Origin of the sequence: Veillonella magna, assembly GCF_959600285.1 — a bacterium.
GTDB lineage: Bacteria > Bacillota > Negativicutes > Veillonellales > Veillonellaceae > Veillonella_A > Veillonella_A magna.
Genome location: NZ_CAUGKU010000006.1, coordinates 1 through 25,333 on the forward strand (window position 1 = coordinate 1; position 25,333 = coordinate 25,333).

24 protein-coding genes are annotated in these 25,333 nt (G+C 45.6%); 20 read left to right on the plus strand and 4 right to left on the minus strand.

Annotated features, from left to right (window positions below; all coding sequences use genetic code 11):
* Positions 1 to 117: 117 nt before the first annotated feature.
* Both Q5873_RS04440 and Q5873_RS09705 read right to left on the minus strand, forming a co-directional pair.
* Entirely contained in the window at positions 118 to 660 is a 543-nt protein-coding gene (locus tag Q5873_RS04440) for a hypothetical protein (protein WP_303059482.1), read from the minus strand.
* 4 nt (positions 661 to 664) lie between these two features.
* Positions 665 to 892: a helix-turn-helix domain-containing protein gene (locus tag Q5873_RS09705; RefSeq protein ID WP_303059614.1), complete on the minus strand. Its 228-nt coding sequence runs from the start codon at positions 890 to 892 to the stop codon at positions 665 to 667.
* Between Q5873_RS09705 and Q5873_RS04450 the strand changes: the two genes are divergently transcribed.
* The 9 genes from Q5873_RS04450 to Q5873_RS04490 all read left to right on the plus strand — a co-directional run bounded on the left by Q5873_RS04450 (position 837) and on the right by Q5873_RS04490 (position 7,517).
* Positions 837 to 995, plus strand: coding sequence for a hypothetical protein (locus Q5873_RS04450; protein WP_303059622.1), 159 nt, complete (start codon positions 837 to 839; stop codon positions 993 to 995). The genes Q5873_RS09705 and Q5873_RS04450 overlap by 56 nt on opposite strands.
* A 240-nt stretch (positions 996 to 1,235) precedes the next feature.
* The gene (locus Q5873_RS04455) at positions 1,236 to 1,550 is read left to right on the plus strand and encodes a replication initiator protein A (RefSeq protein WP_303059484.1); all 315 of its coding nucleotides are present in this window, start codon (positions 1,236 to 1,238) and stop codon (positions 1,548 to 1,550) included.
* Positions 1,551 to 1,920: 370 nt separating this feature from the next.
* Positions 1,921 to 3,165, plus strand: a complete 1,245-nt coding sequence (locus Q5873_RS04460; protein WP_303059485.1) for a serine/arginine repetitive matrix protein 2 — start codon at positions 1,921 to 1,923, stop codon at positions 3,163 to 3,165.
* A gap of 70 nt (positions 3,166 to 3,235) precedes the next feature.
* Complete coding sequence (locus Q5873_RS04465) at positions 3,236 to 3,850, plus strand: CHC2 zinc finger domain-containing protein (protein WP_303059486.1); 615 nt, start codon at positions 3,236 to 3,238, stop codon at positions 3,848 to 3,850.
* A complete protein-coding gene (locus Q5873_RS04470; RefSeq protein WP_438364092.1) occupies positions 3,786 to 5,108 on the plus strand; it encodes a virulence-associated E family protein in 1,323 nt (440 codons plus the stop codon). Before Q5873_RS04465 ends, Q5873_RS04470 begins: the two co-directional genes overlap by 65 nt.
* A 52-nt stretch (positions 5,109 to 5,160) precedes the next feature.
* Entirely contained in the window at positions 5,161 to 5,544 is a 384-nt protein-coding gene (locus tag Q5873_RS09710) for an excisionase (RefSeq protein WP_303059487.1), read from the plus strand.
* Between the two features lie 95 nt (positions 5,545 to 5,639).
* On the plus strand, positions 5,640 to 5,810 hold the full coding sequence (locus Q5873_RS04480; protein WP_303059489.1) for an integrase DNA-binding domain-containing protein: 171 nt from the start codon (positions 5,640 to 5,642) through the stop codon (positions 5,808 to 5,810).
* Between the two features lie 39 nt (positions 5,811 to 5,849).
* Positions 5,850 to 6,839, plus strand: coding sequence for a tyrosine-type recombinase/integrase (locus Q5873_RS04485; protein WP_303059491.1), 990 nt, complete (start codon positions 5,850 to 5,852; stop codon positions 6,837 to 6,839).
* 174 nt (positions 6,840 to 7,013) lie between these two features.
* Complete coding sequence (locus tag Q5873_RS04490) at positions 7,014 to 7,517, plus strand: low molecular weight protein-tyrosine-phosphatase (RefSeq protein WP_303059492.1); 504 nt, start codon at positions 7,014 to 7,016, stop codon at positions 7,515 to 7,517.
* Between the two features lie 147 nt (positions 7,518 to 7,664).
* On the opposite strand, the gene Q5873_RS04495 is transcribed toward Q5873_RS04490, so the two are convergent.
* Together Q5873_RS04495 and Q5873_RS04500 are read right to left on the minus strand one after the other, a co-directional pair.
* The gene (locus Q5873_RS04495) at positions 7,665 to 8,081 is read right to left on the minus strand and encodes a helix-turn-helix domain-containing protein (RefSeq protein WP_303059494.1); all 417 of its coding nucleotides are present in this window, start codon (positions 8,079 to 8,081) and stop codon (positions 7,665 to 7,667) included.
* A gap of 60 nt (positions 8,082 to 8,141) precedes the next feature.
* A complete protein-coding gene (locus Q5873_RS04500) occupies positions 8,142 to 8,633 on the minus strand; it encodes a helix-turn-helix domain-containing protein (protein WP_303059495.1) in 492 nt (163 codons plus the stop codon).
* 368 nt (positions 8,634 to 9,001) lie between these two features.
* Between Q5873_RS04500 and Q5873_RS04505 the strand changes: the two genes are divergently transcribed.
* From Q5873_RS04505 to Q5873_RS04555, 11 genes are all read left to right on the plus strand, one after another.
* A complete protein-coding gene (locus tag Q5873_RS04505; RefSeq protein ID WP_303059497.1) occupies positions 9,002 to 9,856 on the plus strand; it encodes a Cof-type HAD-IIB family hydrolase in 855 nt (284 codons plus the stop codon).
* 4 nt (positions 9,857 to 9,860) lie between these two features.
* Positions 9,861 to 10,037 (plus strand): 4Fe-4S dicluster domain-containing protein, encoded by a 177-nt coding sequence (locus Q5873_RS04510; protein ID WP_028255588.1) that lies wholly within the window; start codon positions 9,861 to 9,863, stop codon positions 10,035 to 10,037.
* A gap of 91 nt (positions 10,038 to 10,128) precedes the next feature.
* Positions 10,129 to 11,358, plus strand: coding sequence for an aspartate kinase (locus Q5873_RS04515; RefSeq protein ID WP_028255589.1), 1,230 nt, complete (start codon positions 10,129 to 10,131; stop codon positions 11,356 to 11,358).
* Positions 11,359 to 11,437: 79 nt separating this feature from the next.
* Positions 11,438 to 13,933: a U32 family peptidase gene (locus tag Q5873_RS04520; protein WP_303059500.1), complete on the plus strand. Its 2,496-nt coding sequence runs from the start codon at positions 11,438 to 11,440 to the stop codon at positions 13,931 to 13,933.
* Between the two features lie 20 nt (positions 13,934 to 13,953).
* Positions 13,954 to 16,326, plus strand: a complete 2,373-nt coding sequence (locus tag Q5873_RS04525; protein ID WP_303059502.1) for an endonuclease MutS2 — start codon at positions 13,954 to 13,956, stop codon at positions 16,324 to 16,326.
* 135 nt (positions 16,327 to 16,461) lie between these two features.
* Complete coding sequence (locus tag Q5873_RS04530) at positions 16,462 to 18,537, plus strand: transglycosylase domain-containing protein (protein ID WP_303059503.1); 2,076 nt, start codon at positions 16,462 to 16,464, stop codon at positions 18,535 to 18,537.
* A gap of 115 nt (positions 18,538 to 18,652) precedes the next feature.
* Complete coding sequence (gene tyrS, locus Q5873_RS04535; protein ID WP_205088178.1) at positions 18,653 to 19,861, plus strand: tyrosine--tRNA ligase; 1,209 nt, start codon at positions 18,653 to 18,655, stop codon at positions 19,859 to 19,861.
* A gap of 446 nt (positions 19,862 to 20,307) precedes the next feature.
* Entirely contained in the window at positions 20,308 to 22,692 is a 2,385-nt protein-coding gene (ppsA, locus tag Q5873_RS04540; RefSeq protein ID WP_303059505.1) for a phosphoenolpyruvate synthase, read from the plus strand.
* Positions 22,693 to 22,755: 63 nt separating this feature from the next.
* Entirely contained in the window at positions 22,756 to 23,385 is a 630-nt protein-coding gene (locus Q5873_RS04545) for a helix-turn-helix transcriptional regulator (RefSeq protein ID WP_276627424.1), read from the plus strand.
* Positions 23,386 to 23,397: 12 nt separating this feature from the next.
* Positions 23,398 to 24,216: a pyruvate, water dikinase regulatory protein gene (locus tag Q5873_RS04550; RefSeq protein ID WP_028255596.1), complete on the plus strand. Its 819-nt coding sequence runs from the start codon at positions 23,398 to 23,400 to the stop codon at positions 24,214 to 24,216.
* 99 nt (positions 24,217 to 24,315) lie between these two features.
* Entirely contained in the window at positions 24,316 to 25,302 is a 987-nt protein-coding gene (locus Q5873_RS04555; protein WP_288759334.1) for a deoxyguanosinetriphosphate triphosphohydrolase, read from the plus strand.
* The last annotated feature ends 31 nt before the right edge of the window (positions 25,303 to 25,333 follow it).

Sequence of the window (25,333 nt, forward strand, 5' to 3'; positions counted from 1 at the left end):
ATTTGCACCAAGTCATATTGTGATTTCATATAAAAATGTAAAATGATATTTACAACTTCCAGTTTGTCAGGTTCTGTGACAGTCAAGGCGGTTCATCACGAGCCGCCTTTTCCATTTCTATCGTTTTTTCTTCCTGCCGGATCGTCCGGTTTTCAGCAATGAAGACTTTTTTAAGATATTTATGAACTGCTGAAATTCAAGAGGTGTCAACTTCGAGTAGTTGATCCCAAGCTGCTTTAGATAAATCATCGCCTGCCTTTCCAGAGGGTTTCCGTTGAATTTCTGGGCGTCCTCTATGGCCTGTCGAATGTTCTCTGCTGCGGTTTCATCCGGGGCGGTCTCCTTATCCTGTGCATGGCTCTTTCTTATCTCTTTTACAATAGAGAAAAGGTCTTCTGCGATCCGGTTGTTAAAGAATTCGTCTTTCCGGACATGAGCAGCACGGAGTACGTTTAAGGTGGGATCGCTTTCCTCCGGATGATACTTTTCTATAATTTCATTTCGAACGAAGTCTACATAGGAGTTCAGGTTCTTTATCTGCATACTGGCGATTGCATCCACATAGATTTCTATATCGGCCATGAGTTTTAGAAAGTCCTTGTGTGCGATCAGCTCACTAAGAAGCCTTGCATTGAGTTTCCCGGACGATAGAAGTTCCACCACCTCATCGCTTAAATGTAGGCTTTCCAGGGGGCGTATTAGATTGCTTCCGAAGGTTGGTAAGCCCCAGGAGATAATCAACGCTCACGCCGTAAAATTGGGCCAGCTTCATCAGGCTGCCATGGTTGATCTCCTTAAAATCATCTGCCTCGTAACTTCCCAGGGCAGATTTGGAAATGCCGGTTTTCTCAGCCAGCTCCTCTAAGTTCAGTTCATCGATGGATTTATCCAATCGAATGACCGGCCTGTTTGGGATATGTTCCCCGGAGAAGCAAGGCAAAGACCTACCGGAAGAAGGAAGCGAGCGTGCCAAAGGGAAGAAAACGCCGCTGTGAGAGTCAGGGGCAGGAACGGCAGACAGAGAGAGCCGGCTGGACTTAATGATTAAGAGCAAAAGCTCAGGAAAAAGAAACGATAAGAGGGCGGGCATAGTTTTGTCTGCTCTCTCCCATAAGAGCGAGAAAACCAGGAGCAAAAGCTCCCTGCTTTGAAGGCAGAACGCTCTGTAAACATACGAATGAATGACAGTCTCCGGAGAAGTGTTTCCGGAGTTTTTTGTGAAGGAGGAAATGAAAATGAATGAGTTTTTGACGAGAGAAAAGAAGCTGCCCTACTGTCTTGCACTACCGAGAGTGCTGCTGCCTTATCCGATCAGCAGTACGGCAAAGCTTCTGTATGCCATGCTCCTTGACCGGGCAATCTGGGCAGGGGAGGAAGATGCGAACGGATATATCTATGCCAGTTATCCGATCCGGGAGCTCGCAAAGGATATGAAAAAAAGTGTGCCGACGGCCAAAAGGAGTTTAAGTGAATTGGACGAAGTCGGATTTTTGTTACGGGTGCGAACAGGATTTGCGATACCGAGTCGGACATATCCTTTGCTGCCGTAAAGCAGGAAAAGGGTTCAAAGGGTGCGGGTCGCCAGTGGCGACCTTTGCGGTGCAACCGCAAAAGCACCGACCGAAGCGGAGCGGAGACCGAAGCCCTTGCCGGGCTTGGGGCGGACAGCCCCATCGGGTCAAGGGTGAAACGCCTTGGCGGGGTTGAGGGGCGGCAGCCATCATCGGGTCAAGGACGAAGTGCCTGTCGGGTTGAGGGCGGAAAGCCCCATCAGGTCAAGGGTGAAACACCTTGCCCAGTAAGTGGCGTCTCGCCACTTAATACTGGGTATTACTTGGAGCTAAAAGCAGCAAGGAAAAAGCTAGTCTGCCCTCTCCCCCCCCCTTCAGGGAACCGCTTTTTAGAAACGGAGGATTGCGAATGAAATTGACAAGACACAACGGTCGTGCCGGGAAGAATAGAACCTACAATCCGAAGCACAATGACCGGAGCTTCGATCTGAAAAACAGCGATCACATCGACGAGGAACGAGCCGGAAAAAACATTTACTGGGATTGCTTCAACGGATTCAGAACACAAAATCTCACGCAGTATGAGAACGACGTAGCGGACACTTTTGAAGAAGCAGAAAAGACCTACTATGAAATCAAGTACAAGGATTTCATCAAGGGACAGCATGAACGAAATCGAAAGAACCGGCACCCGGAAAGAAACCGCTCCGCTCTCGATCTGCTTCAAAGCAAAAAGACCTGTCCGGAGGAAACGGTCTATCAGATCGGCACCATGGAGGATCACATTCCGGGAGAAAAACTTCTTGAGATCGTGACGGAGTTTATCGGGGAAATGAACACAAGGTTCGGTTCCCATGTAAAGACTTTGGACTGGGCGCTCCACATGGATGAGAGTACGCCCCATATCCATGAGCGGCACGTCTTTGAATGTGAAAACAAATATGGAGAGCTTTGCCCCCAACAGGAAAAAGCATTGGAAGCGTTGGGCTTTGAACTTCCGGAACCGGATCAGCCGCCGGGAAGAACCAACAACCGGAAAATGACCTTTGACTCTGCCTGCCGGGTGCTTCTCTTTGATATATGCAAGAAGCATGGCTTAGAGCTGGAAGAAGTACCGGAATACGGGGGACGGGCTTATCTGGAAAAGCAGGACTTCATCTTAGAAAAACAAAAGGAAAAGATCGCCTGTCAGGAAGAAAAGCTCACCGAGCTGACCGTTAAGATCGAGGATGTGGAACGATTGGTAGACGAGGTGACGGACGCTGCCTATGACAAGGCGGTAGAAGTCGTAAGCGATACGGTGTGCCTGGAAGTTCACAAAGAGGATATAAAGATAGCGGAAGGCTATAAGAGCTGGCTGCAATCTCCGGAGAGGAAAGCTCCGAAGAACTTTCGGGACTTTGCTGTGCTGCAACTGGACAGCCTGATCAAAAAATTCAAAAAGGCAATGGATTCCACCCTTGAAAAAATCCAGAGAAGGCTGATGAGCCCGGAGGTGAAAAAGGCAGCGAAAGAACAGATCAAAGAGAAAGCCCAGCCTTCTGTTTTGGGAATGATCGAAAGATTCAAAGCGGACATTAAGAGGGAGAATGAGGAAAAAGCAAAGAGGAAGGAAGAACTGAACAAAAACCAAAAACAAAATAGGGAGCGATAAGCGTCTGACCGTTTGAAAGAAAAACAGTTAGGCGCTTTTTTTGTCCCCAAAAACAGGAAGGAGTGACGGAATGAACGTATTTGAAGCGGTCAAAGAGAATGTGACTACGCTGGAAGCTGCAAGGCTCTACGGGATCAAGGTGAACCGAAACGGCATGGCAGTCTGCCCTTTCCATGATGATAAAAACCCAAGCTTGAAACTGGATAAAAGGTTTCATTGCTTCGGCTGTCAGGCAGACGGAGACGCTGTGGATTTTGTGTCACAGCTTTATGGGCTATCTGCAAAGGAAGCTGCGGTGAAGCTGGCTTCCGACTTCGGGCTTATGTACAGCAAAAACGCAAAGCCGTCCATCAGGAAGCAGCTTAGAAAACCGTCCATAGAGGAACAGGAGCGATCCGAAGAACACCATGCCTTTCAGGTGCTTTCCGGCTATTACCACACCCTCAGAGATTGGGAAAGCGCCTATGCTCCCCGCTCTTTGGAAGAAGCCTGGCACCCGAAATTTGAGGAAGCTCTGCAAAGGAAAGGATATGTGGAATATATGCTGGACACCCTCCTTTCCGGAACGCCGGAAGAAAAAAGGGAGATCGTGACACAGCAAAGAGAGGAAGTGAGAAAACTTGAGAAAAGATTTGACAAGCGTAGAGCAGGTCAGAGAAGCCCTGGCCGTCAACCAGAAAGGTAAGCCCTCCAATACGGCTGCCAATTACAAGCTGGTGCTGGAGTATGACCTGCTCTTAAAAGGTGCGATCCGGAAAAATATGCTGACGGAGCGGATCAACATTGTAAAAGATTTAGGCTGGAAGCGGGAAGAACCGACCTTAACGGATGTGGACTTGAAATATCTCCTGCTCTACTTTGAAGAAACCTATGGTCTTTCGGTAGAAAAGAAAATCCAGGACGCCGTCATGGTGGTTGCCAATGAAAACCGGTATCACCCGATCCAGGACGTTCTAAACGGCCTTGAATGGGATGGGGAGTACCGCATCAGGTATACCCTTCATCATTTCCTGGAAGCCGAGGTGAATGACTACACCGAAGAAGCCTTCAAGCTCTTTTTGCTGGGAGCCATATCCAGAGTCTTTCATCCGGGTTGTAAGTTTGAGACCATGCTCTGCCTTGTGGGCGGACAGGGAGCCGGGAAATCTTCTTTCTTCCGGCTGCTCGCCATCAATGACGACTGGTTTACGGACGATCTGAAGAAGCTGGATGATGAGAACGTCTATCGGAAGATGAACGGCCACTGGATCATTGAAATGTCCGAGATGATGGGAACGGCTACAGCAAGGAGCATTGAAGAAATCAAGTCCTTTTTAAGCCGTCAGAAGGAGACCTACAAGGTGCCGTATGAAACCCACCCGGCGGACAGGAAGCGGCAATGCGTGTTTGCCGGAACTTCCAATACTTTGGACTTTCTGCCCCTGGACAGAACGGGAAACCGGAGATTTCTCCCTGTGATGGTAGACCCGGACAAGGCGGAGGTTCACATCCTGGAGGATGAAGAAGCGTCCAGAGCCTATCTTCTGCAAGTATGGGCGGAAGCCATGACCATTTACCGGAGCGGTAATTTCAAGCTGAAATTGAGTAAGGAAATGGACGCATACCTTAAAGAACACCAAAGGGCTTTTATGCCGGAGGACACAAAGGCCGGTCAGATTATGGGATTTCTGGAAAGCTATTCCGGAAATATGGTCTGTTCCAAGCTGCTCTATAAGGAAGCCTTGAACCATACGTTTGAGGAACCAAAGCAATGGGAGATACGGGAGATCATGAATAACGCAGTGACCGGCTGGAAGTATTTTAAGCAGCCGAAAACCTTTCCGGGTTACGGCAGACAGAAGGGCTGGGAAAGGGAAAATGGTGCAACGGGCAGGTGCAACGGGGATAAAAAAAATGAGGATGGCTTTGTGCCGGTTCCGGAGCAGACCGTCCTTCCCTTCTAAAAATGCCCTCCGGTTGTACATCTGGTTGCATTCCCGTTGCATAGCCGGTTGCATGAGAAATCCTTATTTTTCAAGGCTTTTTCTACCTACTGCAACCAAAGCAACAGAAAATAATAAAAAAAAGAAAATAGAAAGAATAAGCCCGACAGAGAAGAAAGAAAGATTTTTTGAAGTCCGTTGCACGACTTCGTTGCACTTCCTCTCTACCGGGCATTTTTATGTGAAGGAGGAAAGAATGCCTATGAAAAAAGTCCCAATTTGGGAAAAAAGTAATTTAAGTCTGGAGGAAGCTGCAGCTTATTCGGGTATTGGTATTAACAAATTGCGTGATCTGACAAATGATAAGAATTGTGATTTTGTCTTATGGGTAGGAAATAAACGGCTGATTAAACGGCGCCTGTTGGATCAATATATCGAGAAAGCATTTTCTATTTAACGGTTTAGTGATAATTGTGATGGGACAGATTGTCTTGGTATGGTATAATAAAATGTCATATCAAGGCTCTTTCCATCACGGAAAGGAGATTGAGAATGTCCGAGAAACGCAAAGACCATAAAGGTAGAATCCTGCGGACAGGAGAGAGCCAGAGAAAAGACCTGATATATCAGTACCGGTATACAGACTGCAAAGGCAAACGACACAACATTTATTCCTCTGATTTGAAAGAGCTGCGTGAAAAAGCAAAAGAAATCCAGAAATAGCTTGACGAAGGAATTGACTATGCTGCCGGAAAGGCAACTGTGATTGAACTTGTAGAACGCTATATCAGCTTGAAACAGGGCGTGCGCTACAATACCAGAGTCGGTTACAATTTTGTTCTGAACCTGATTAAGAAGGAAGATTTTGGCTGCCGGCAGATAAGGGATATTAAGGTATCAGACGCGCAAAAGTGGATTGTGAAGCTCCACAGTGACGGGAAAGGATATAGCACCATTACGAGTGTCAGGGGCGTTGTAAAACCTGCATTTCAGATGGCGTACAACGAGGATATTATCCGCAAAAATCCGTTCGATTTTAAATTAGTGGACGTAGTTCCCAATGATTCTCAGAAGAGGATCGCCATGACCGTGGAACAGCAGCGGCTTTGGATGAGCTTTATCCGGGAAGACAAAACTTACACCAAGTATTATGACGAATTTGTTGTGTTGCTGGGAACGGGTATGCGCGTCAGTGAATTTTGCGGTCTTACAAAAAGCGATTTGGACTTTGAAAACCGGCGAATCCGGGTAGACCATCAGCTTGTTCGGGAACGGGGCGGAAAGTATTATGTCGAGAAAACCAAGACGGAGTGCGGCTGCCGCTTTATTCCCATGACAGAGGAAGTCTATCAAAGTCTGAGCAATATCCTTGAGCGCCGCAAGAAGGTAAAGACGGAAATCATTGTAGACGGGTACAGCGGCCTTCTGTTGCTGGATAAGGACGACAAGCCCAAGGTAGCGTTACACATAGAAAATGAAATGCGCTGGGCGATGAAAAAGTATAAGAAGCTGTATCCGGATAAGCCGTTGCCGCACATCACGCCTCATGTGTTCCGGCATACTTTCTGTACCAATATGGCAAACGCTGGTATGGATATAAAGACCTTACAGTATGTGATGGGACACTCTGATGTGGGCGTAACGCTGAATGTCTACACACACGCCAGCTATGCCCGGGCGGCGGAGCAGATGGCAAAAATCATAGATTTCAAGGGAACTGTCACTCCGGAAAAGCAGAGAAAATCAGGCTGAAATTGAACAGAGTTACTACACCATTTACTACACCATTTACTACACCATTTGGCCGTGAATTTATGTGGATTTATGAAGAAAGACGTAGATTCGGGGGAGAACAGAGAAATTGAAAACGATGCCAAAACGCTTGAAAAATCAAGGTTTGAAGGCTTATGAAGGGATATAAGAAATATGATAAAAGTATTATTCGTGTGCCACGGCAATATTTGTCGGTCACCAATGGCAGAGTTCGTTATGCAAAAGTTAGTAAATGAAGCGGGGCTTAGTGATCAGTTTCATATTGCGTCGGCAGCAACGTCTCGTGAAGAAATAGGAAACGATGTTCATTATGGGACAAAGCAAAAAATGGCAGAGATGGGCGTGCCGATATGGCGACGTGAAGCGCGTCAGATGACGAAGCAAGATTATCTTTCCTATGAGTATGTTATCTTGATGGATGACAATAATTGGCGCAACACAATGCGAATTATTGGTAAGGATCGGGATAATAAGGTGTATAAGGCTATGTATTTTACAACACCGGACGTGTCGCTACAGGCAGATGAAGGTCAGCGGCGAGCGCCGCGTGACGTGAAGGATCCATGGTACACGGGAAATTTTGATGAAACCTATGATGATGTCATTGTAAGCTGTACGAATTTGCTGGCAGTCATTCGGCACAAGCATGGAATATAAAAAAGGTTCTTCTATGAGCACGGATAGTGTCATAGGAGAACCTTCTTTTTATAGATTTTATAGATTTTGTAGATTTATAGACTTACGAAACACTTCTGTATGACTACGATAGGAGAGTAGTTTTGTAATCTAAACGACAATATAAAATTAATCTGTTCCCACTCTTTCGGTGGGGTGAATACGTGTTGCATGATGCGTACGACGGCACTCGCGATAGGAAAGGCTGCGCTTTATATCTTGCGTAGTGATGGTAAATAAATCGGAAAGTTCATAGTCAAGGGCAAAGGCGACTAAGCATAATTGACTCATAGTGATGCCGCCGGCTCTTTCACCTCGCTCGAGGCTACTGATATAGCTTACGCTTAGACCGGTAATATGGGCCAAGCTTTTTTGTGACACGTCTAACGAATAGCGGCGAAAGGCTAACTTTCTTCCCACACAAAGGGCCAGTTCATCAATTTTCTCTTCCGGGTTTGAAAGAGTCTCGAACAGACGATCATCCAAGGAATTTTTTTCTTGTAAGAAAAGGTGGGCTATTTCTTTGAGTGAAAATAGCTTTTCCAATAGTTGTGTACATCTTCTTTCTTTGGTTAGATTCTTCGCTTGTTGGAAAGCAAAGGGGTATTAGCGATTTTGGTAGTCGCACTTGTCATAATAATACAAGCGTTCAATATCTTTTAAGGAAATGCTGAAGAGTTCACCGAGCTGAAAGTTTACAGCATGGGCGATGGTCCATAAAATTTGTAAGGTAATGCCGGAACAGTTGCGACCACACTCGATTTTACTGATGTAGCTGGTGCTGACACCGGCGCGTTTTCCAAGCTCCTTTTGTGATAAATTCATGTTATAGCGACGTTCGGCCAATTTTCTCCCTATACAGCGGAATACGATGAGTAGTGTTTCCTTACTTTTTTCAGGATTAAAGTGGAATAAACAGTTATATGCACCGTCAATGAGTCCCTTTTCGTTAGCAAGCGATATATGGCTAGATGGTTCGGTAGGGGATGAATTATTCGGTGACTTCTTAGAATTTGATGTGTGAGAAACGTTGGCGGATATACTCTGTGTACTTCCTTCCGGTTCTTCTGAATTTGATACTAACACTGGCTTTTTCATTACTTAGACACTCCTTAATAAAAATATCAAAAATAAAAACATATATTATCTTACTATTTGTAGACATAAAAGTAAATAATTTGTGATAAATTGAAATAATGAATTTGTAGATATGTCAAATGATTAAGAATATATATTGATTGAAATGCAACGGCGTCGTCTGTATAGGTTGTATAATTGTAAGATGATTGCAGATACAGATATGATTTATAAATTCGGAGTCTTTTGCGATAAAATAGGATAGAGGTTGTAAGGAGAAAGCTAAGTTTGATACAATCTACATACTGGTGGTTGTGTAACAGTGGGTATACCAACGATTGTTGCGTATACCGGTGTTTATATAGATGTGAGTAGAGTAGGAGATATAGATGGCGGTACAAACTACGAAAGAAATACGATTAATTGTCAGTGATGTTGATGGAACATTAGTGAATAATAAAAAGAAGATAACTCCGGGGACGATGGCTGCCGTAACAAAGGCGCAAGCTGCCGGTATTCGTTTTGCTATTGCCTCGGGACGAGCATGGGGCGAAATGGATGAGATTTTAACTACATTGCCTATGGTGGAGGATTTTATTTGTAGTAACGGTGCATTGGTTGTTCATTATCATGAGGGAAAGGAAACTACATTGTTTCGCGAGTCTTTTAGTAGAGAGCAGACAAGGGCTATTTTAATGGCGTTGAAAGATGTAGATGTTTATATAGAGGCTTACTCGGGATCCCATATTTATGGCGAAGAGGCTTGCGTGTCTCATTTTAGCGATTATGTTAGTGATACCATTGCTCCGTTGATTATGGCAACGCGGCAAATGGTGCCACACATGGTAGACTATGTATTAGAAAAACAACTGCCGATAGAGAAGGTGCAAATTTTTTACGGTACAGAAGGTAAAAAACAACAAGCGAAGCGTTTGGTAGAAGAGCTCGGTATGTTTACGGTTATTGAGTCCAGTGAAGGCAATTTGGAATTTGTGCTTCCGCAAATCAGTAAAGGACGGGCCGTCAAAGCATTGGCAGATTCAATGGGAATTACGGCGGCACAGGTTATGACCATTGGTGACAGTAACAATGATTTATCTATGTTGACGTACGCCGGTACCTCCTTTGCTATGGCCAGCGGCGAAGATACGGCAAAGCAGGCGGCCAAATATATAACGGCCTCCAACGAGGAGGATGGTGTAGCACAGGCCATTTATACTGTTTTGGCGAGGCAAGGGAAATAAACACATGCGACAATTTAGTATAGATAGCGATCGGTGTGTTAAGTGCGGAGCCTGTGCCATGGATTGTCCGGAGCAAATTATCGAGGAACGGGATGTATCCTTTCACATTGGCGATGGTTGCATCGGCTGTGGCGACTGCTATGAAATTTGCCCTGTAGGGGCTGTGGTAAAGAAGGGTTGAGTGGGCGTAATACTTTACAAACAGGCCTCTTTTTGGTAAAGTTAATCTATATGTATTTTATATTTTTGGTGTAGAACAAAGAGGGATAGAAGTGGCCTTAATTGTTAAGAAATTCGGTGGTAGCTCGGTAGCTACGCCGGAAAAGATGTTCAATATTGTAAACCGCGTACTAGCGGGCAAAAAAGAAGATGACAATATTGTATTGGTTGTGTCGGCTATGGGCGATACAACAGATGAATTAGTGAGCCTGGCAAAACAGGTGACTTCGCATCCGTATGGCCGTGAAATGGATCGCCTTTTATCTACGGGGGAACAGATGTCGATTGCACTTATGGCAATGGCATTTATGGAAAAAGGGCACCCGGCTGTTTCAATGACAGGCGAACAGGCGGGCATTAAGAGTAGTAATGCTTACGGAAAAGGTCGTATTACGGACATCGATCCGTCGCGTGTGTTTGAGGCACTTAAGGGCGGCAACATCGTAATTGTAGCCGGTTTCCAGGGAATTACCGACGATGGTGATATTACTACCTTGGGACGCGGAGGTTCCGATACGACGGCAGTAGCCTTGGCAGGTGCTATGAAGGCTGACGTGTGTGAAATTTTTACGGACGTAGAAGGCGTTTATTCTACGGATCCTCGTATTTCTCCCAATGCGGTTAAGCTGGCCGAAATTACCTATGGTGAAATGCTTGAAATGGCGCGTCTCGGTGCCGGTGTCATGCAGCCGCGGGCAGTAGAAATGGGTAGTCGTTACGGCGTACCGATTCATGTACGTTCTACCTTTAGCGACAATGAAGGGACTATTATTCGGGAGGCATATACTATGAGTGCAAATGAACATGTAATTACCGGCGTAGCCGATGATACCAATGTAGCAAAGGTATCTTTGGCCGGTGTTGAAAATAAGCCGGGCGTGGCGCATACGATTTTCCAGACATTGGCTGATGGCAATGTTGACGTGGATATGATTGTACAAAGCGTACGCACTATCAATGATGCATTGACGGATATTGTATTTACAATTACCCGTGATGATGTAGTATTGGCAAAAGATATTTTGGAAAATTTGAAAAAGACCATTCGCATGGATGATTTTGTGATTAACGAACACATGGCCAAAGTATCTATCGTTGGTGCGGGCATGCTTGGACAGCCGGGTGTGGCAGCTAAGATGTTTGGTATCCTCAGTGCGGAAGGCATTAATATTGAAATTATCAGCACCTCTGAAATCAGTATTTCTTGCTTGATAGCGGAGGATCGCGTAAAAGAAGCGGTGCACGCTATTCATGACAAGCTCGTACTTGACGGTCGTGGCTAAAAATTGTAGGTGTGAAGAACAGGGTTCAAGTGTGACTTGAGCCCTTTTTACATATAATTATGGATGGGAGTTGGCAATTATGGAGCTTTTGGCACCGGCCGGTACATGGGAAAATTTTTTAGCTGCCTTAGAATCGGACGCCGATGCAATATATATGGGCGGCAAGGTATTTAATGCACGATCGCATGCCGCTAATTTTTCAAGCGAAGAATTGCAGGAAGCGGTACGCCTGGCTCACATCTTGGATGTAGATGTGTATGTGACGGTTAATATTCTTATCGGCGACGCTGAAATTAATGAGCTCATTGCGTATTTGCAAGAGCTGGAAGCCATTGGCGTTGATGCAATTATCGTGCAGGATTTAGCGGTGGCTCGCTTGGCACGACGGGTGGCACCGCGGTTGCATTTGCACGGAAGTACGCAAATGACGGCATCCAATTTGGGAACCGTACAATTTTTAGAACGGTTGGGCTTTACCCGTGTTGTACTGGCCAGGGAGCTTAGCTTAGAAGAAATTACCGATATCTGTCGAGCCGCTAAGGCTGAAATTGAAGTGTTTATACATGGGGCTCTTTGCGTATGCTATTCGGGACAATGCTTAATGAGTAGTTTCATCGGTGGACGCAGTGGTAACCGAGGCTCTTGTGCGCAACCGTGTCGATTGCCGTACGAACTTTTAAATGATGCAGGTGAAGTTGTGAACGCAGCGAACGAAGGCTATATCATGAGTCCCAAGGATCTCAATTACAGCGAATACATGAAAGAATTGATTGAGGCCGGCGTCGCATCGTTTAAGGTAGAAGGGCGCATGAAAAAGGAATCCTATGTAAGACAAATCATAGGTACCTATCGTCATATTATTGATGAAGCCGGTGAAGTGACAGCAGAGGATACAGCGCGTTTGGCAGAGGGTTTTAATCGAGGGTTTTCGACGGCGTATTTACAAAATACCACGGGGCGTGCCATGATTACAGCGGTGGCACCGAATAATCAAGGAAAGGAAATCGGTCATGCTACGGTGCGTCACGGTGCTATGCAATTACAATTGACAGAACCCGTACAGTGTGGCGATTTACTAAAGGTGATTCATCCAGCCGGACGTATTGCTTATGTAACGGTAGACAAGCAGTGGCCGTTACCGGAAGAGCAGGTAGATGTTAAACAGGCAAAGGCAATCCATAAGGGACAGCCGAAAAAACAGAAAGCAACGCATGACAGTTTATATATTTATAATGATGTTCGTCTGGAAGTGGTGCAAAGTGGCAGGGTTTATTTAGCCGCTAAGGCAAATAGCGAAGCAAAGCGACGGGGATTGCAAGAGTTTACGCGAAAACACCGTGTCTATGCATATCTGGACGGTGCGGAAGATGCGTATCCGACGTTGACATTGATGATGGAAAGCGGCGAGGCAGTAACGGTCAGTGTAGACTCGTATACGGTTGCCATTGCTAAAAAAGCACCTACTTCTCCGGAAAAAGTACGGGAGCAGTTAGGGCGTTTGGGAAATACCTTATTTGTATTGGCAGAAGTCACCATGCCCGATGCACCGTATATGTGGCCCAGTAGCGTATTAAACGAATTGCGTCGCAAGGCGGTAGCGGAGTTAGAGCGGCTGATATTAGAACGGCGGCAGCGTAAACAAATGGATGGACAAGCGTATCCGCAGGATAATGACTATTCATTTGCCACATATGCCAATACGACTAGCGAAGCACCTACGGTAACGGTGCAAATAGACGAGCCGGAGCAAGTGGAAGCGGCGCTGTTGGGCGGAGCTGATCGCATTGTATTTGGTGGCGACCGCTTGCAACGTCGCCCGTATGATACCAATGTGTATGAAGCGGTAGTGTCGTTATGTCGTAATGCCCGTGTGCCTGTCGTGGTGGCAACACCGCGTGTAGTACGAGAATCCGAACGAACAGCGTATTATGAAACATTGCGCCATATCGTGGCGGCTAAGCCGGATGCGATCAGTGTTCACTTTTTAGGTGCGTTGGAATGGTTACAAGCATTGGGCTATACAGGTGCGGTAGAAGGTGACAGTAGTCTTCAAGTATTTAATTCAGAAGCGGTGGCTATGTTGGAAGAACTGGGATTATCCGGCGTTGTGGCTTCGCAGGAGGCTACTTTACAGCAAGTCGGTGTGATGGCAAAGCGTTCACGGATTCCGATTAGCTGTATTGTGCAAGGCCATACGGAGCTGATGATTTCCGAGTATTGTGTTATTAATGCCTTTGCCGGTATTGGCTGTAAAACAAATTGTCCGGCTCCGTGCCTAACAGGACGGTATCGTCTAAGAGATCGCAAGGGTGTAGAATTTCCGTTGCGAACCGATCCGTATTGCCGGATGCACATTATGAACAGTCGCGAATTGGATATGCGCGCCTATGTGCCGGAACTGTTGCGCAAGGGTGTGGCAGATTTTCGTATTGATGCGCGGCAACGCAATGTGAAATGGGTAACGGATATTGTTACCGAATATAAGGCACTCGTAGCTGGACAGAAACAGGCTCCGCCGAAGAGTGCCGGCGCGGATGTAATTACGCGCGGTCATTACTTTAAGGGAATCTTTTAAAGGAAGAAGGAATTACATATATGCATAGTGAAGCACTGCTGGATTTCGGCAGTATTCGGGAGCGCTTGGCAGAGCATTGTTCGTCGGTTATTGCCAAAGAATTGGCAATGCAGCTGGAACCGATGCGTGATGCGGTGAAGATAAAGGAAGCTCTCGACGAAACGGTAGAGGCAATGCAATCATTGCAAACCGAAATAGAACAGCCTTTGGGAGGCACGCGTGATATTCGGAGTGCCTGCGCCAAAAGCCGTAAGGAAATCGTTCTCAGTCGCGAAGAATTGTGGGATATATATACGACGCTCGGTGCGTATCGACGAATGTATACGTTCTTTCGAGAAAAGTATGCGCAGTATCCTTTGTTAACGCTGTGGGCGCAAGATATTCCGTCTCATGAAAAGTTGGAACGACGGTTTGAACGCATTTTTGACAAAAAGGGGGAATTGATGGATTCGGCCAGCCCGAAGCTACAACATCTTCGCTCGACTATTGTCAAGACAAAGGAACGTATAAAAAATGATTTACAGGCTATTCTTCACGATAAGGATAACCAAAAATATTTTCAGGAGGCTATCGTAACGCAGCGTAATAATCGGTATGTAATTCCTGTAAAGCAGGAATATCGATATGCCTTTGAAGGTTTGATTCACGATCGTTCGGCTACGGGGGCTACCTTATATATCGAACCGATGCGGCTGGTTAATCTCAACAATGATTTGCAGGAAGCCGTTATGGAGGAAGAGCAGGAAGTACTGCGCATTTATCGTGAGCTGTCGGGGTTGGTACGCCAGAATAGCAATACCCTTATGGATGCATGTGAACGTGTATCGCATATTGAGTTTGTTTATGGTAAAGCAAATTTAGCATTGGCCATGAAAGCGGTACCGGCTGTATTGAGCGGAGCACGCGAAGTTAATTTGATACATGCCCGTCATCCTTTGATTCCGGCCAATGTTGTCGTACCGACGACGATTACACTGGGGACTTCGTACAGAATCCTTTTGATTACCGGCTCGAACACCGGCGGGAAAACAGTGGCATTGAAAACATTGGGTCTCTTGAGTCTAATGAATCAAGCAGGACTTTGTATTCCGGCGGAAGCAGGCTCGGTCTTGCCTATCTTCAATACAATCTACGCTGATATCGGTGATGAACAAAGTATTGAGGCTAGCCTCAGTACATTCTCCGCACATATGACGCAGGTAGTATCCATTCTTAAATCGGTGGGCAGTAAGGATTTGGTATTGCTTGATGAATTGGGATCTGGTACCGATCCTGAAGAAGGCAGTGCCTTAGCGATGGCTATATTGGAATATTTCCGTAAAAGCGGTGCTCTTCTTATGGTAAGTACACACTATAATGAATTAAAACGGTATGCCTATGATACGGATGATATTGAAAACGGTCACGTGGAATTTGATGAGAGAACCCTGCGCCCTACCTATCGCCTGCATATCGGTGTTGCCGGTAGCAGTCACGCACTGAGTATTGCTGCACGGTTAGGGTTGCCGCGTGAAGTGATTGATATGGCGAAGGCGAACAAGGACGGTTCGGCCAACCGTGATATGGAAGCCGTTCTCAGTGATTTGAATGAACAACTGCGACGGACGCGAGAACGAGAACGAGCACTGAAAAAAGAATTAGAAGATACACGACGCATTAAGGCATCGGTAGAACGTGAAAAGAAGCAGATGAATGAACGGCGCAAAGCTATTCTGACAAAGGCCCAGGAAGAGGCGCAAAATTTGAAGCGATCTATTCGTATCGAAGGGGAACAGATTATAAAAGAATTGAAATCACAGTTCTCTGAAGGGGACAAGCAAAAACGGCAGGATGCTATTACGCAGGCAAGAAAATCAATTGCCGGTGTACAGATTCCCGAGGCACCTACGGATGAACGACGTCGTATAGAAGCTAAAGAGGTTGTAGAGGGAATGCCTGTCTTTGTAGATTCTCTCGGTCAGTTAGGTACTGTGTTGGCAGTGCAGGGGAAACGCGTGCAGGTGGATGTTAACGGGTTAACGGCAACGGTCAAATTGGCAGATCTTCGTGAAGCTTCACGGCAGGAGGCCGGTAATTTACGGCGTAAGAATGAGGCACCGCAACCGAAGGCGCGCAAACGGTCGGGAACGGCAGTATTGCGACAGCAGCAGGCTACGACGGAATTGAATGTCATCGGTCAAACGGTAGATGAAGCTACGGTGACAGTAGGACGTTTTATCGATCAGGCGATCTTGGCCGGCATTTCGCCGGTGCGCATTGTACATGGCAAGGGCACGGGCGCATTACGCGCAGGTATTCAGCAATATCTTAAGCATCTGCCGCAGGTTAAGCATTATGAAATTGCAGGTCTTGACGAAGGTGGTGCCGGTGCTACCATCGTGTATTTGAAATGAGTGACATATACCATAATGATACCGGCTGTGGTATAATGGACACAATATGGCATAGTTTTATAATCTATGTACTGACTAACAGAGAGGTGTCGTATGAGCTTAAGGGGTTCGTCTCAAAAGAGACGACAAACTACAATGAGTACGCCTAAATCGACGAAAAAGAAAACTTCACCGGTTCGCCGATTTTTATGGATTGTATCCATACTTTTATTTTTGATTATTGCCGGCGCCGGTTGCGGATTCACATTTGCTACTATGTCCAGCTTGCCCGATGTAGCGAATGTAAAGCCACCGGCATCGTCACAAATTTATGATGTGCACGGGGATTTAATCACTACGGTGCATTCAACGGAAAATCGCTTGCCCGTTAAATTGAGCCAGGTGCCTAAAAATCTTCAGAATGCTTTTATCGCTACGGAAGATTCACGCTTCTATAGTCATCATGGCATCGATCCTATCGGTATTTTGCGTGCTATCTGGGTAAATATTGCTCATGATGGAGTGGCCGAAGGGGGCAGTACCATTACTCAACAGTTGGCGCGTAATGCATTCTTGACGCAGAATCGAACGCTGAAGCGTAAATTGATGGAAGCCATGTTGGCGATTAAAATTGAACAGCACTACACTAAAAATGAAATTCTTGAAATGTATATGAATCAGATTTACTTCGGACAGGGAGCCTATGGCGTACAGGCTGCCTCCCATGTATACTTTGGTAAAGATGTAGGCGAGTTGAATCTGGCACAGTGTGCTATACTGGCCGGGTTACCACAGAGTCCAAACTATTACTCTCCCTTCAACAACTTGAAGGCCGGCAAAGCACGTCAAGCCATTGTATTGGGACAGATGGTAAAATACGGTTATATCGATCAAGCAACGGCCGATCAAGCGAAGGATGCCGATTTAAAATTAATGAATAAAGCAGATGTGGCCCATGACGATTCGAAAGCATCGTATTTCATTAATTATGTTATTTCGCAGGTAGCCGAAAAGTACGGTGACAATGCCGTTTACAAGGATGGCTTGAAGATTTATACCACACTGGATATGAAGGCTCAGGAAGCAGCTGTTAAAGCCATGGATAACTTACCGACCTTCTACACAGATAAGAACGGGTTACATCAGCCGCAAGGCGCATTGGTAGCCATTAATCCGCATAACGGACACATTGTTGCCATGGTCGGCGGGCGCGGTACGGATTCCTTTAACCGTGCAGTCATGGCAGAACGTCAGCCGGGATCGGCATTCAAGCCGTTTGTTTATTTGGCTGCTATTCAGGACGGTATGACACCGGGGGATATTATTGAGGATAAACCGGTTACTTATAATGGTTGGAGTCCGCAGAACTATGAACGTACTTTCTCCGGAAGTATGACATTGCGTTATGCATTGCAACATTCCGTTAACGTACCGGCTGTAGAATTAGCCGATAAGGTGGGCATGCGTAAGGTTCTTGATTTGGCGGAAAGCTTGGGTATCAGCACACTGGTGCGTAAAGGCGATACGACAGACAATAACTTGGCAGCTGCATTAGGTGGTTTGACTCATGGGGTACGACCGATTGACATGGCTGTGGCATACGGTACGTTGGCTAACGGCGGTGTTAAAGTAAAGCCGGTAGCGATTACGAAGATTATTGATCGCAACGGTCAAATCGTGGAAGAAGCATCTATGGATGAAAAGCGCGTTGTCAGTGAAAAAGATGCGTACATTATTACTAATATGCTTGAATCGGTTATTACCGGCGGTACCGGTGGCGGTGCGGCTATCGGTAGACCGGCAGCAGGTAAAACGGGGACAACCGATGAATCCAAGGATGCCTGGTTTGTAGGCTATACGCCGGATTTGGTAGCGGCCGTGTGGATGGGTGACGACTTTGGTGTAGAAACCTTGAACGGCACGACAGGTGGTACTATCCCTGCACATATTTGGAGTGACTTTATGCGCGTTGCATTGGCGGATACGCCGGCATCGGACTTTACGGCACCGCCGGGAGCAGCGGCCATTGCTAACCAGGGGTATGAAGCGCCTAAACCGAAGGAAGATCCTAAAGCAAAGGATGAAGACAAAGATAAGTCTAAAGATAAAGACGGTGTTAAAAAGGATGACGGTGCTACCGTTGAAGATGGTGATGATGGTGGCTCCAAAGACAGTGGCGAAACTAAATCGTCAAATGGTAAATCATCCGGTAAAAAGTCTAAATCAGAATAGATGATTTTATGTGAAAGCATCTCTCGATTAGCGGGAGGTGCTTTTATATGTGCATAATTTCTAAATCTTGTGTATAATAGGGAGCAAAGGTTAATTTTAAGGAGGATGTACGAGGATGAAAACAGTGGAAGAACAACTGCGCCTGATTAAACATGGTGTAGATACTATACTTCCGGAAGAAGAGCTAAAGAAAAAGCTGGAAGAATCTATGACTAAGAATAAGCCTTTGGTGGTAAAATTGGGTCTTGATCCGACAGCACCGGATATTCATTTAGGTCATACGGTAGTACTTCGTAAGCTAAAAACGTTCCAGGATTTGGGACATCAGATTGTAATCCTTATCGGCGATTTCACGGCTCGCATCGGTGATCCTACCGGTAAGAGTGCTACACGTCCGCCACTGGATGAAGAAGCAGTTCTTCGTAATGCAGCTACCTATAAGGAACAAATTTTTAAAGTATTGGATGAAAAGAAAACCATCGTTCGTTACAACAGTGAATGGCTTAGCAAATTAAGCTTTGAAGATGTATTAAAGTTAGCAGCCAAATACACAGTAGCACGTATGTTGGAACGCGATGATTTCCACAAGCGCTATACGGAAGGGCGTGCCATCGGGGTGCATGAATTTATGTATCCTCTCATGCAGGGGTATGACTCGGTAGCACTCCATGCTGATATTGAATTTGGCGGTACCGATCAGACCTTTAATGTGTTGATGGGGCGTCATTTGCAACAGGAATTCGGACAGGAGCCGCAGGTTGTTATTACCATGCCTATCTTGGAAGGCCTTGACGGTGTGCAGAAAATGAGTAAATCCTTAGGCAACTATATTGGTATCAGTGAAGCACCGGAAGAAATGTACGGTAAAGCAATGTCGATTCCTGACGAATTGATGATGCGCTATTTCATGTTGGTAACGGATATGTCCATTGAAGAGCAGGAAGCTTTGGAAAAAGCCTTGGCTGATGGCACGGCACATCCGCGTGATACGAAGATGAAGTTGGCACATACGATTGTGCGCTTGTATCATGGCGAAGAAGCAGCCGATCGTGCACAGGCTCATTTCGTTCAAATTTTCCAAAAGCATGCATTGCCGACCGATATTCCGGAGTATGCTATGGAAGCTCCGTCGGAAGCTGTGTATGTACCGCAGTTATTAACGGATGCCGGGCTTACGGCCAGCAACAGTGAAGCACGTCGCTCTATTAAGGCAGGGGCTTTTAAGATTGACGGTGAAAAATGCAGTGAAGAAAATATCGAGCTCACCGAGGGTATGGTATTACAGGTGGGCAAGCGGAAGTTCATCAAAATAGCATTTAAGTAATAAAAGAGCTAGGATGTAGCTTAGCCATATACATACTATAAGAGCACCTACCGGTTGCGTCTGTTGAAGACACATATCGATAGGTGCTTTTTATGTGGAGCAGATGGGATATACTGTATGTTCTATAGAGTAATTGCAGGAATGTAATTGAAAGCTTCTTCTTTGTTATATGACACATAGTTCAATGATGTACACTAAATAGTGTTGACATTTCCAGATAAGTGTTATACTATTTAAGAGAAATAAGTCATATGAATTTGAAATAGTGTGTATAGTATGGCATATGTGCATGTAAGATCGTATGTTAGATATACATTATGTCGTTATATTGCATATTATTTGGCGATTATATTATTTTGCGCATGGAATGATATAAGGCAATCAAATTCATAATAAGCAAAATGAGTTACTTGTTAGGTTACACGTTAGTGTAGGAGGTTACCAGTATGAATCGCGAGAATGCGTATGTGCTTTGGTTTGATGAATTACGTCGTGAAGACGTTGCGTTGGTTGGCGGTAAGTCTTCATCTCTCGGTGAAATGACTTCGTCTACAAATGTTCCGGTTCCTTACGGATTTGCAACTACGGCACACGGGTATCGTTATTTTATGGAACAGACCGGATTGGAAAGCCGTATTAAAGCTGAGTTGGATAAGTTGGATGACGTAGAAAACTCTGCTTTATTGCGCGAAGTATGCCAGAACATTCGCGATATGATTTGTAAGGAAGAGATGCCGGCAGATTTAGCACAGGCCATTCGTGATGGTTATGCAGAATTGGGCAAGAAAGTCGGCGAAGATAATCCGTTCGTAGCGGTTCGCTCCAGTGCGACAGCCGAAGATTTACCGGATGCCAGCTTTGCCGGTCAGCAGGATACCTACCTCAATGTACGCGGCGCAGATGTTATCATTCAGAAGGTAAAGGAATGCTATGCATCTACATTCACCGATCGTGCTACCTACTATCGTGTAAAACAGGGCTTTGATCATATGACGGTTGCTTTGAGTGCGGCCATTCAAATGATGGTATTCTCCAAAGCAGCCGGTGTTATGTTCACCGTTGATCTTGTTACAGGCAATGACGAAAATATTTTAATTGAAGGTTCTTGGGGCCTTGGCGAATATGTTGTACAGGGAACGGTTACGCCGGATAACTTCACGGTCAATAAGAAAGATATGAAGATTATCAATCGTATGATTAATGATAAAAACATTTCCTTGGTACGTCGTCCAGAAGGGGATTGCGTAGAAGAAATCGTACCGCCGGAAAAAGCTAAATCTCAGGTAATTACCGATGAACAGGTATTGGAATTGGCTACCTATGCTAAGGCTATCGAAAAGCATTACGGTTGCTATATGGATATGGAATGGGGCGTTGATGAACGAGACGGTAAGATTTGGATTTTACAGGCTCGTCCGGAAACCGTTTGGTCTCGTAAAAATAAGGATGCTAAACCGGTAGTTGAAGAAACTACGGCACCGACGACAACGACGCGTGAAATTGTTGTAAAAGGCTTGCCGGCCAGCCCGGGATGTGCTGCAGGTAAGGCACATGTTATTCTTGATCCGGCAGATATTGATGGTTTCAAGGAAGGCGAAATTTTGGTAACCACCATGACTGCGCCTGACTGGGTTCCGGCTATGAAGAAAGCTAAAGCTATCGTTACCGATGCCGGCGGTATGACTTGTCATGCTTCCATTGTAAGTCGCGAATTGGGCATTCCTTGTATCGTTGGTACGAAGAGTCGCAGCGAAGAAGGTACCAAACGTATTTCCGATGGTCAGTTGATTACGGTAGATGCTACTAACGGTATCGTTTACGACGGCATGTTGGAAGAAGTACAAAAGAAAGCAGAACAGCCGGCAGCACAGCAGGTGGTGGAAAATGTGCCGGTAACGGGCACGAAAGTGTATATGAATTTGGGCGATCCTGATTTAGCGGAAAAATACGGTGTTCTTCCGTGCGATGGTATTGGCTTGATGCGTGAAGAATTTATCTGGACTACTTTCATTCATGAACATCCGTTGCATTTGATTGAAACCGGTCGCAGTGATTTTGCGGTAGATACCTTGGCTGAAGGTATGCGCAAGGTGTGTCAGGCCTTGGCTCCACGTCAGGTAGTTGTTCGCCTTAGCGACTTCAAATCCAGCGAGTATCGCGATCTTAAGGGTGGCGATAAATATGAACCGCATGAATCCAGTGCATTGCTCGGATGGCGCGGTGCTTCTCGTTACTATGATCCGAAATACGCGCCGGCCTTCTTATTGGAATTGCAGGCCATTCGCAAGGTTCGTGAGGAATATGGCTTCAAGAATTTGCAGGTTATGATTCCTTTCTGCCGTACAGTAAAAGAAGCGGAAGAAGTAACGCGTATTATGGCTGAAAACGGATTAGCACGCAGTGCCGATTTCAAAGTATGGTTGATGGCAGAAATTCCGGCAAATATTATTTTGGCAGATCAATTCAATAAGTTTGTAGATGGATACTCTATTGGCTCCAATGATTTGACGATGTTGATTTTGGGCTGTGACCGTGATAATGAAACAGTACAGCATATTTACGATGAACGCAACTTGGCAGTACGTCGTGCGGTTCGTCATCTTATCGAAGTAGCGCATAAGGATGGTAAGACGGTATCTATTTGCGGTCAGGCGCCTAGTGTATATCCTGAGTTCTGCGAATTCCTCGTAAAGAGCGGTATCGATTCTATTTCCGTAAACCCTGATGCGGTTGTATCTACTAAGAAAATGGTAGCACAGCTGGAACAGCGCATTTTGTTGGATGCGGTAACCGGTCGTGGTCGTGTAGACAATAACGAATTGGAATGGTAATAGATAACAGAGGAGGCTCTACGGAGCCTCCTTTTTTCATAGTAAAGGAAAAGGGGTGAGACTGTGAAGCTGTCAAAGCGACAAGAAACAATTGCGGCTATGGTAAAGGCGGACGGGCCCATTACCGGTAAAGAAATCGCAGCGCGCTTACATGTAACGCGTTCGGCCTTGCGTTCGGATTTAACGGTATTGACTATGACGGGATTGTTAGATGCGCGCCCTAAAGTAGGTTATTATTATGTGGGAACGAACCGACCGGATCCGGCGGCAGAGGAAATCAACCGATATAAGGTATCACAAGTAATGGCACAGGCAGTGGCTGTTACACCGGGGATGAGTTTGTATGATACAATTGTTATGATGTTTACGGAAGACGTTGGTACTCTCTTGGTGTGTGAAGACGGATATTTGGTAGGTCTGGTATCGCGTAAGGATTTATTGCGTGCAGCTATTGGACAAAACGATCCCAACACGATGCCTATATCCATGGTGATGACACCGGCCAGCAAGGTTATTTGGGTCGGACCGGAGGATAGTGTGGTAGATGCGGCGCAACGTATGATAGACTATGAAATAGATTGTGTTCCCGTTATCGAACGAGAGGATGTAGACGGGCGGCGTAAATTAAAAGTGGTCGGTCGCGTATCGAAGACATCCATTGTAAAAGTATTTCTTGAATGTGGCTTAAAATAAGTGAGGTGCACTATGGCAAATAAAATTATTTTTGCTATTTCGGATTCTTTGGGGGAAACGGCAGAGTCGGTGGCAAGGGCAACGGCTAGTCAATTCGATCAAGAAAATATAGATATTGTGCGTATTCCGTATATTAATCAGGAATCGCAAATTACGGATATACTAAAGGAAGCAGCCGGAGGTAAACATATTATTTGTCATACCATCGTGTCGCCGACATTGCGCAAATTTTTACATGAACAAGCGACGGTTATGGGCGTGCAAGCTGTTGATATTATGGGACCGGTATTGGATGCGGTAGGTACGGTGGCAGACACAAAACCGCGCCTTACAGCCGGTATGGTACATAAGCTTGACCAAGAATACTTTAAAAAGGTAGAAGCTATTGAGTTTGCCGTAAAATATGATGACGGTAAAAATCCACAGGGATTTGAAAAAGCTGATATCGTTATTATTGGGGTGTCCCGTACAAGTAAAACACCGTTATCTATGTTCTTGGCATATAAAAAGATAAAGGCAGCCAACTTGCCGTTAGTGCCGGAAGTACCGTTGCCGGAAGAATTATTTAAAATTCCGCCAAAGAAGGTAGTGGGTCTTGTTATCGATCCGTATAAATTAAATAATATTCGTAGTGAACGGTTGCGTACGATGGGATTAGACGGTGAAGCGAACTATGCAACAATCGCGCGCATTGAAGAAGAACTGGAATATGCTCGTGCCGTTATGCGTCGAGTACATTGTCCGGTACTGGATGTAACAAACAAATCTATCGAAGAAACGGCATCCTTCGTTATGCAAATTATTGATCGCAATCGCTTGCAGGAGGCGTAATACGAGTAGCTTACCCTTTACTTGTTCGTAATAAAAAGTGAATTATTATAGGTCTGAACTCGTAGTTACTGGGGGATACGGAGGCTGTTGTATATGAAGATGCGCATACGAGAAGAGATTGAAGAACGAGAAGAGACGATACTGTCGCCGTTGGCAGCTAAAAGCAGTCGGGCGGAACGCGATCGATATGAACCGAAGGATCCGCTACGCACCGCCTTTCAACGCGATAGAGATCGTATTATTCATAGCAAATGTTTTCGGCGTTTGAAGCATAAAACACAGGTATATATTGCTCCCGGCGATCATTATCGAACGAGGATGACACACACCTTGGAAGTGGGACAGATTGGTCGTACCGTTGCGCGGGCGTTGCGGTTGAATGAGGATTTAGTCGAAGCCATTGCTATGGGACATGATGTAGGACATACGCCATTCGGGCATGTAGGTGAATTTGCATTGCGTGATATGGTAGGACATTTTAATCATAACGAGCAAAGCCTGCGCATGGTGGAAGTCATCGAAAAAAACGGCTGCGGTCTCAATCTTACGAAAGAGGTACGTGATGGTATCCTGGGACATACCGGCGCACATATACCGTATACCTTGGAAGGACAAATTATACGAACCGCTGACCGCATTGCGTATTTATGCCATGACTTTGACGATGCACAGCGGGCAGGCATGCTGGACAGTCGGGCCCTTCCTATAGAAGTTCGGGAGTATTTGGGTACAACGCCATCGGAGATGATTACCAGTATGGTAAAGGACATGGTAGAAAGTTCTATGGATCAGGCAGCGATTAAAATGTCGCCTGTCATTACGGAAGTAATGAATAGTTTTCGCCGTTTTATGTTTACGAATGTATATCTGGCCCCTTCCATGATTCCGGAACGAGAGAAAGCGGCCTATGTAGTTAAGCATTTGTTTACGTATTATTTGGAACATCCCGAGGCATTGCGTCATGAGGTAGGGCACAATCGCATTGTCAGTGTTACGGACATTGTTGATTATGTGGCCGGATTGACCGATCAGTATGCTATTAAGTTGTTTAAAGAATTTCATATTCCTCACATTTGGGATGCGTAGGAAAGTAAAAAGCCTATTCGCTATTGTTCAT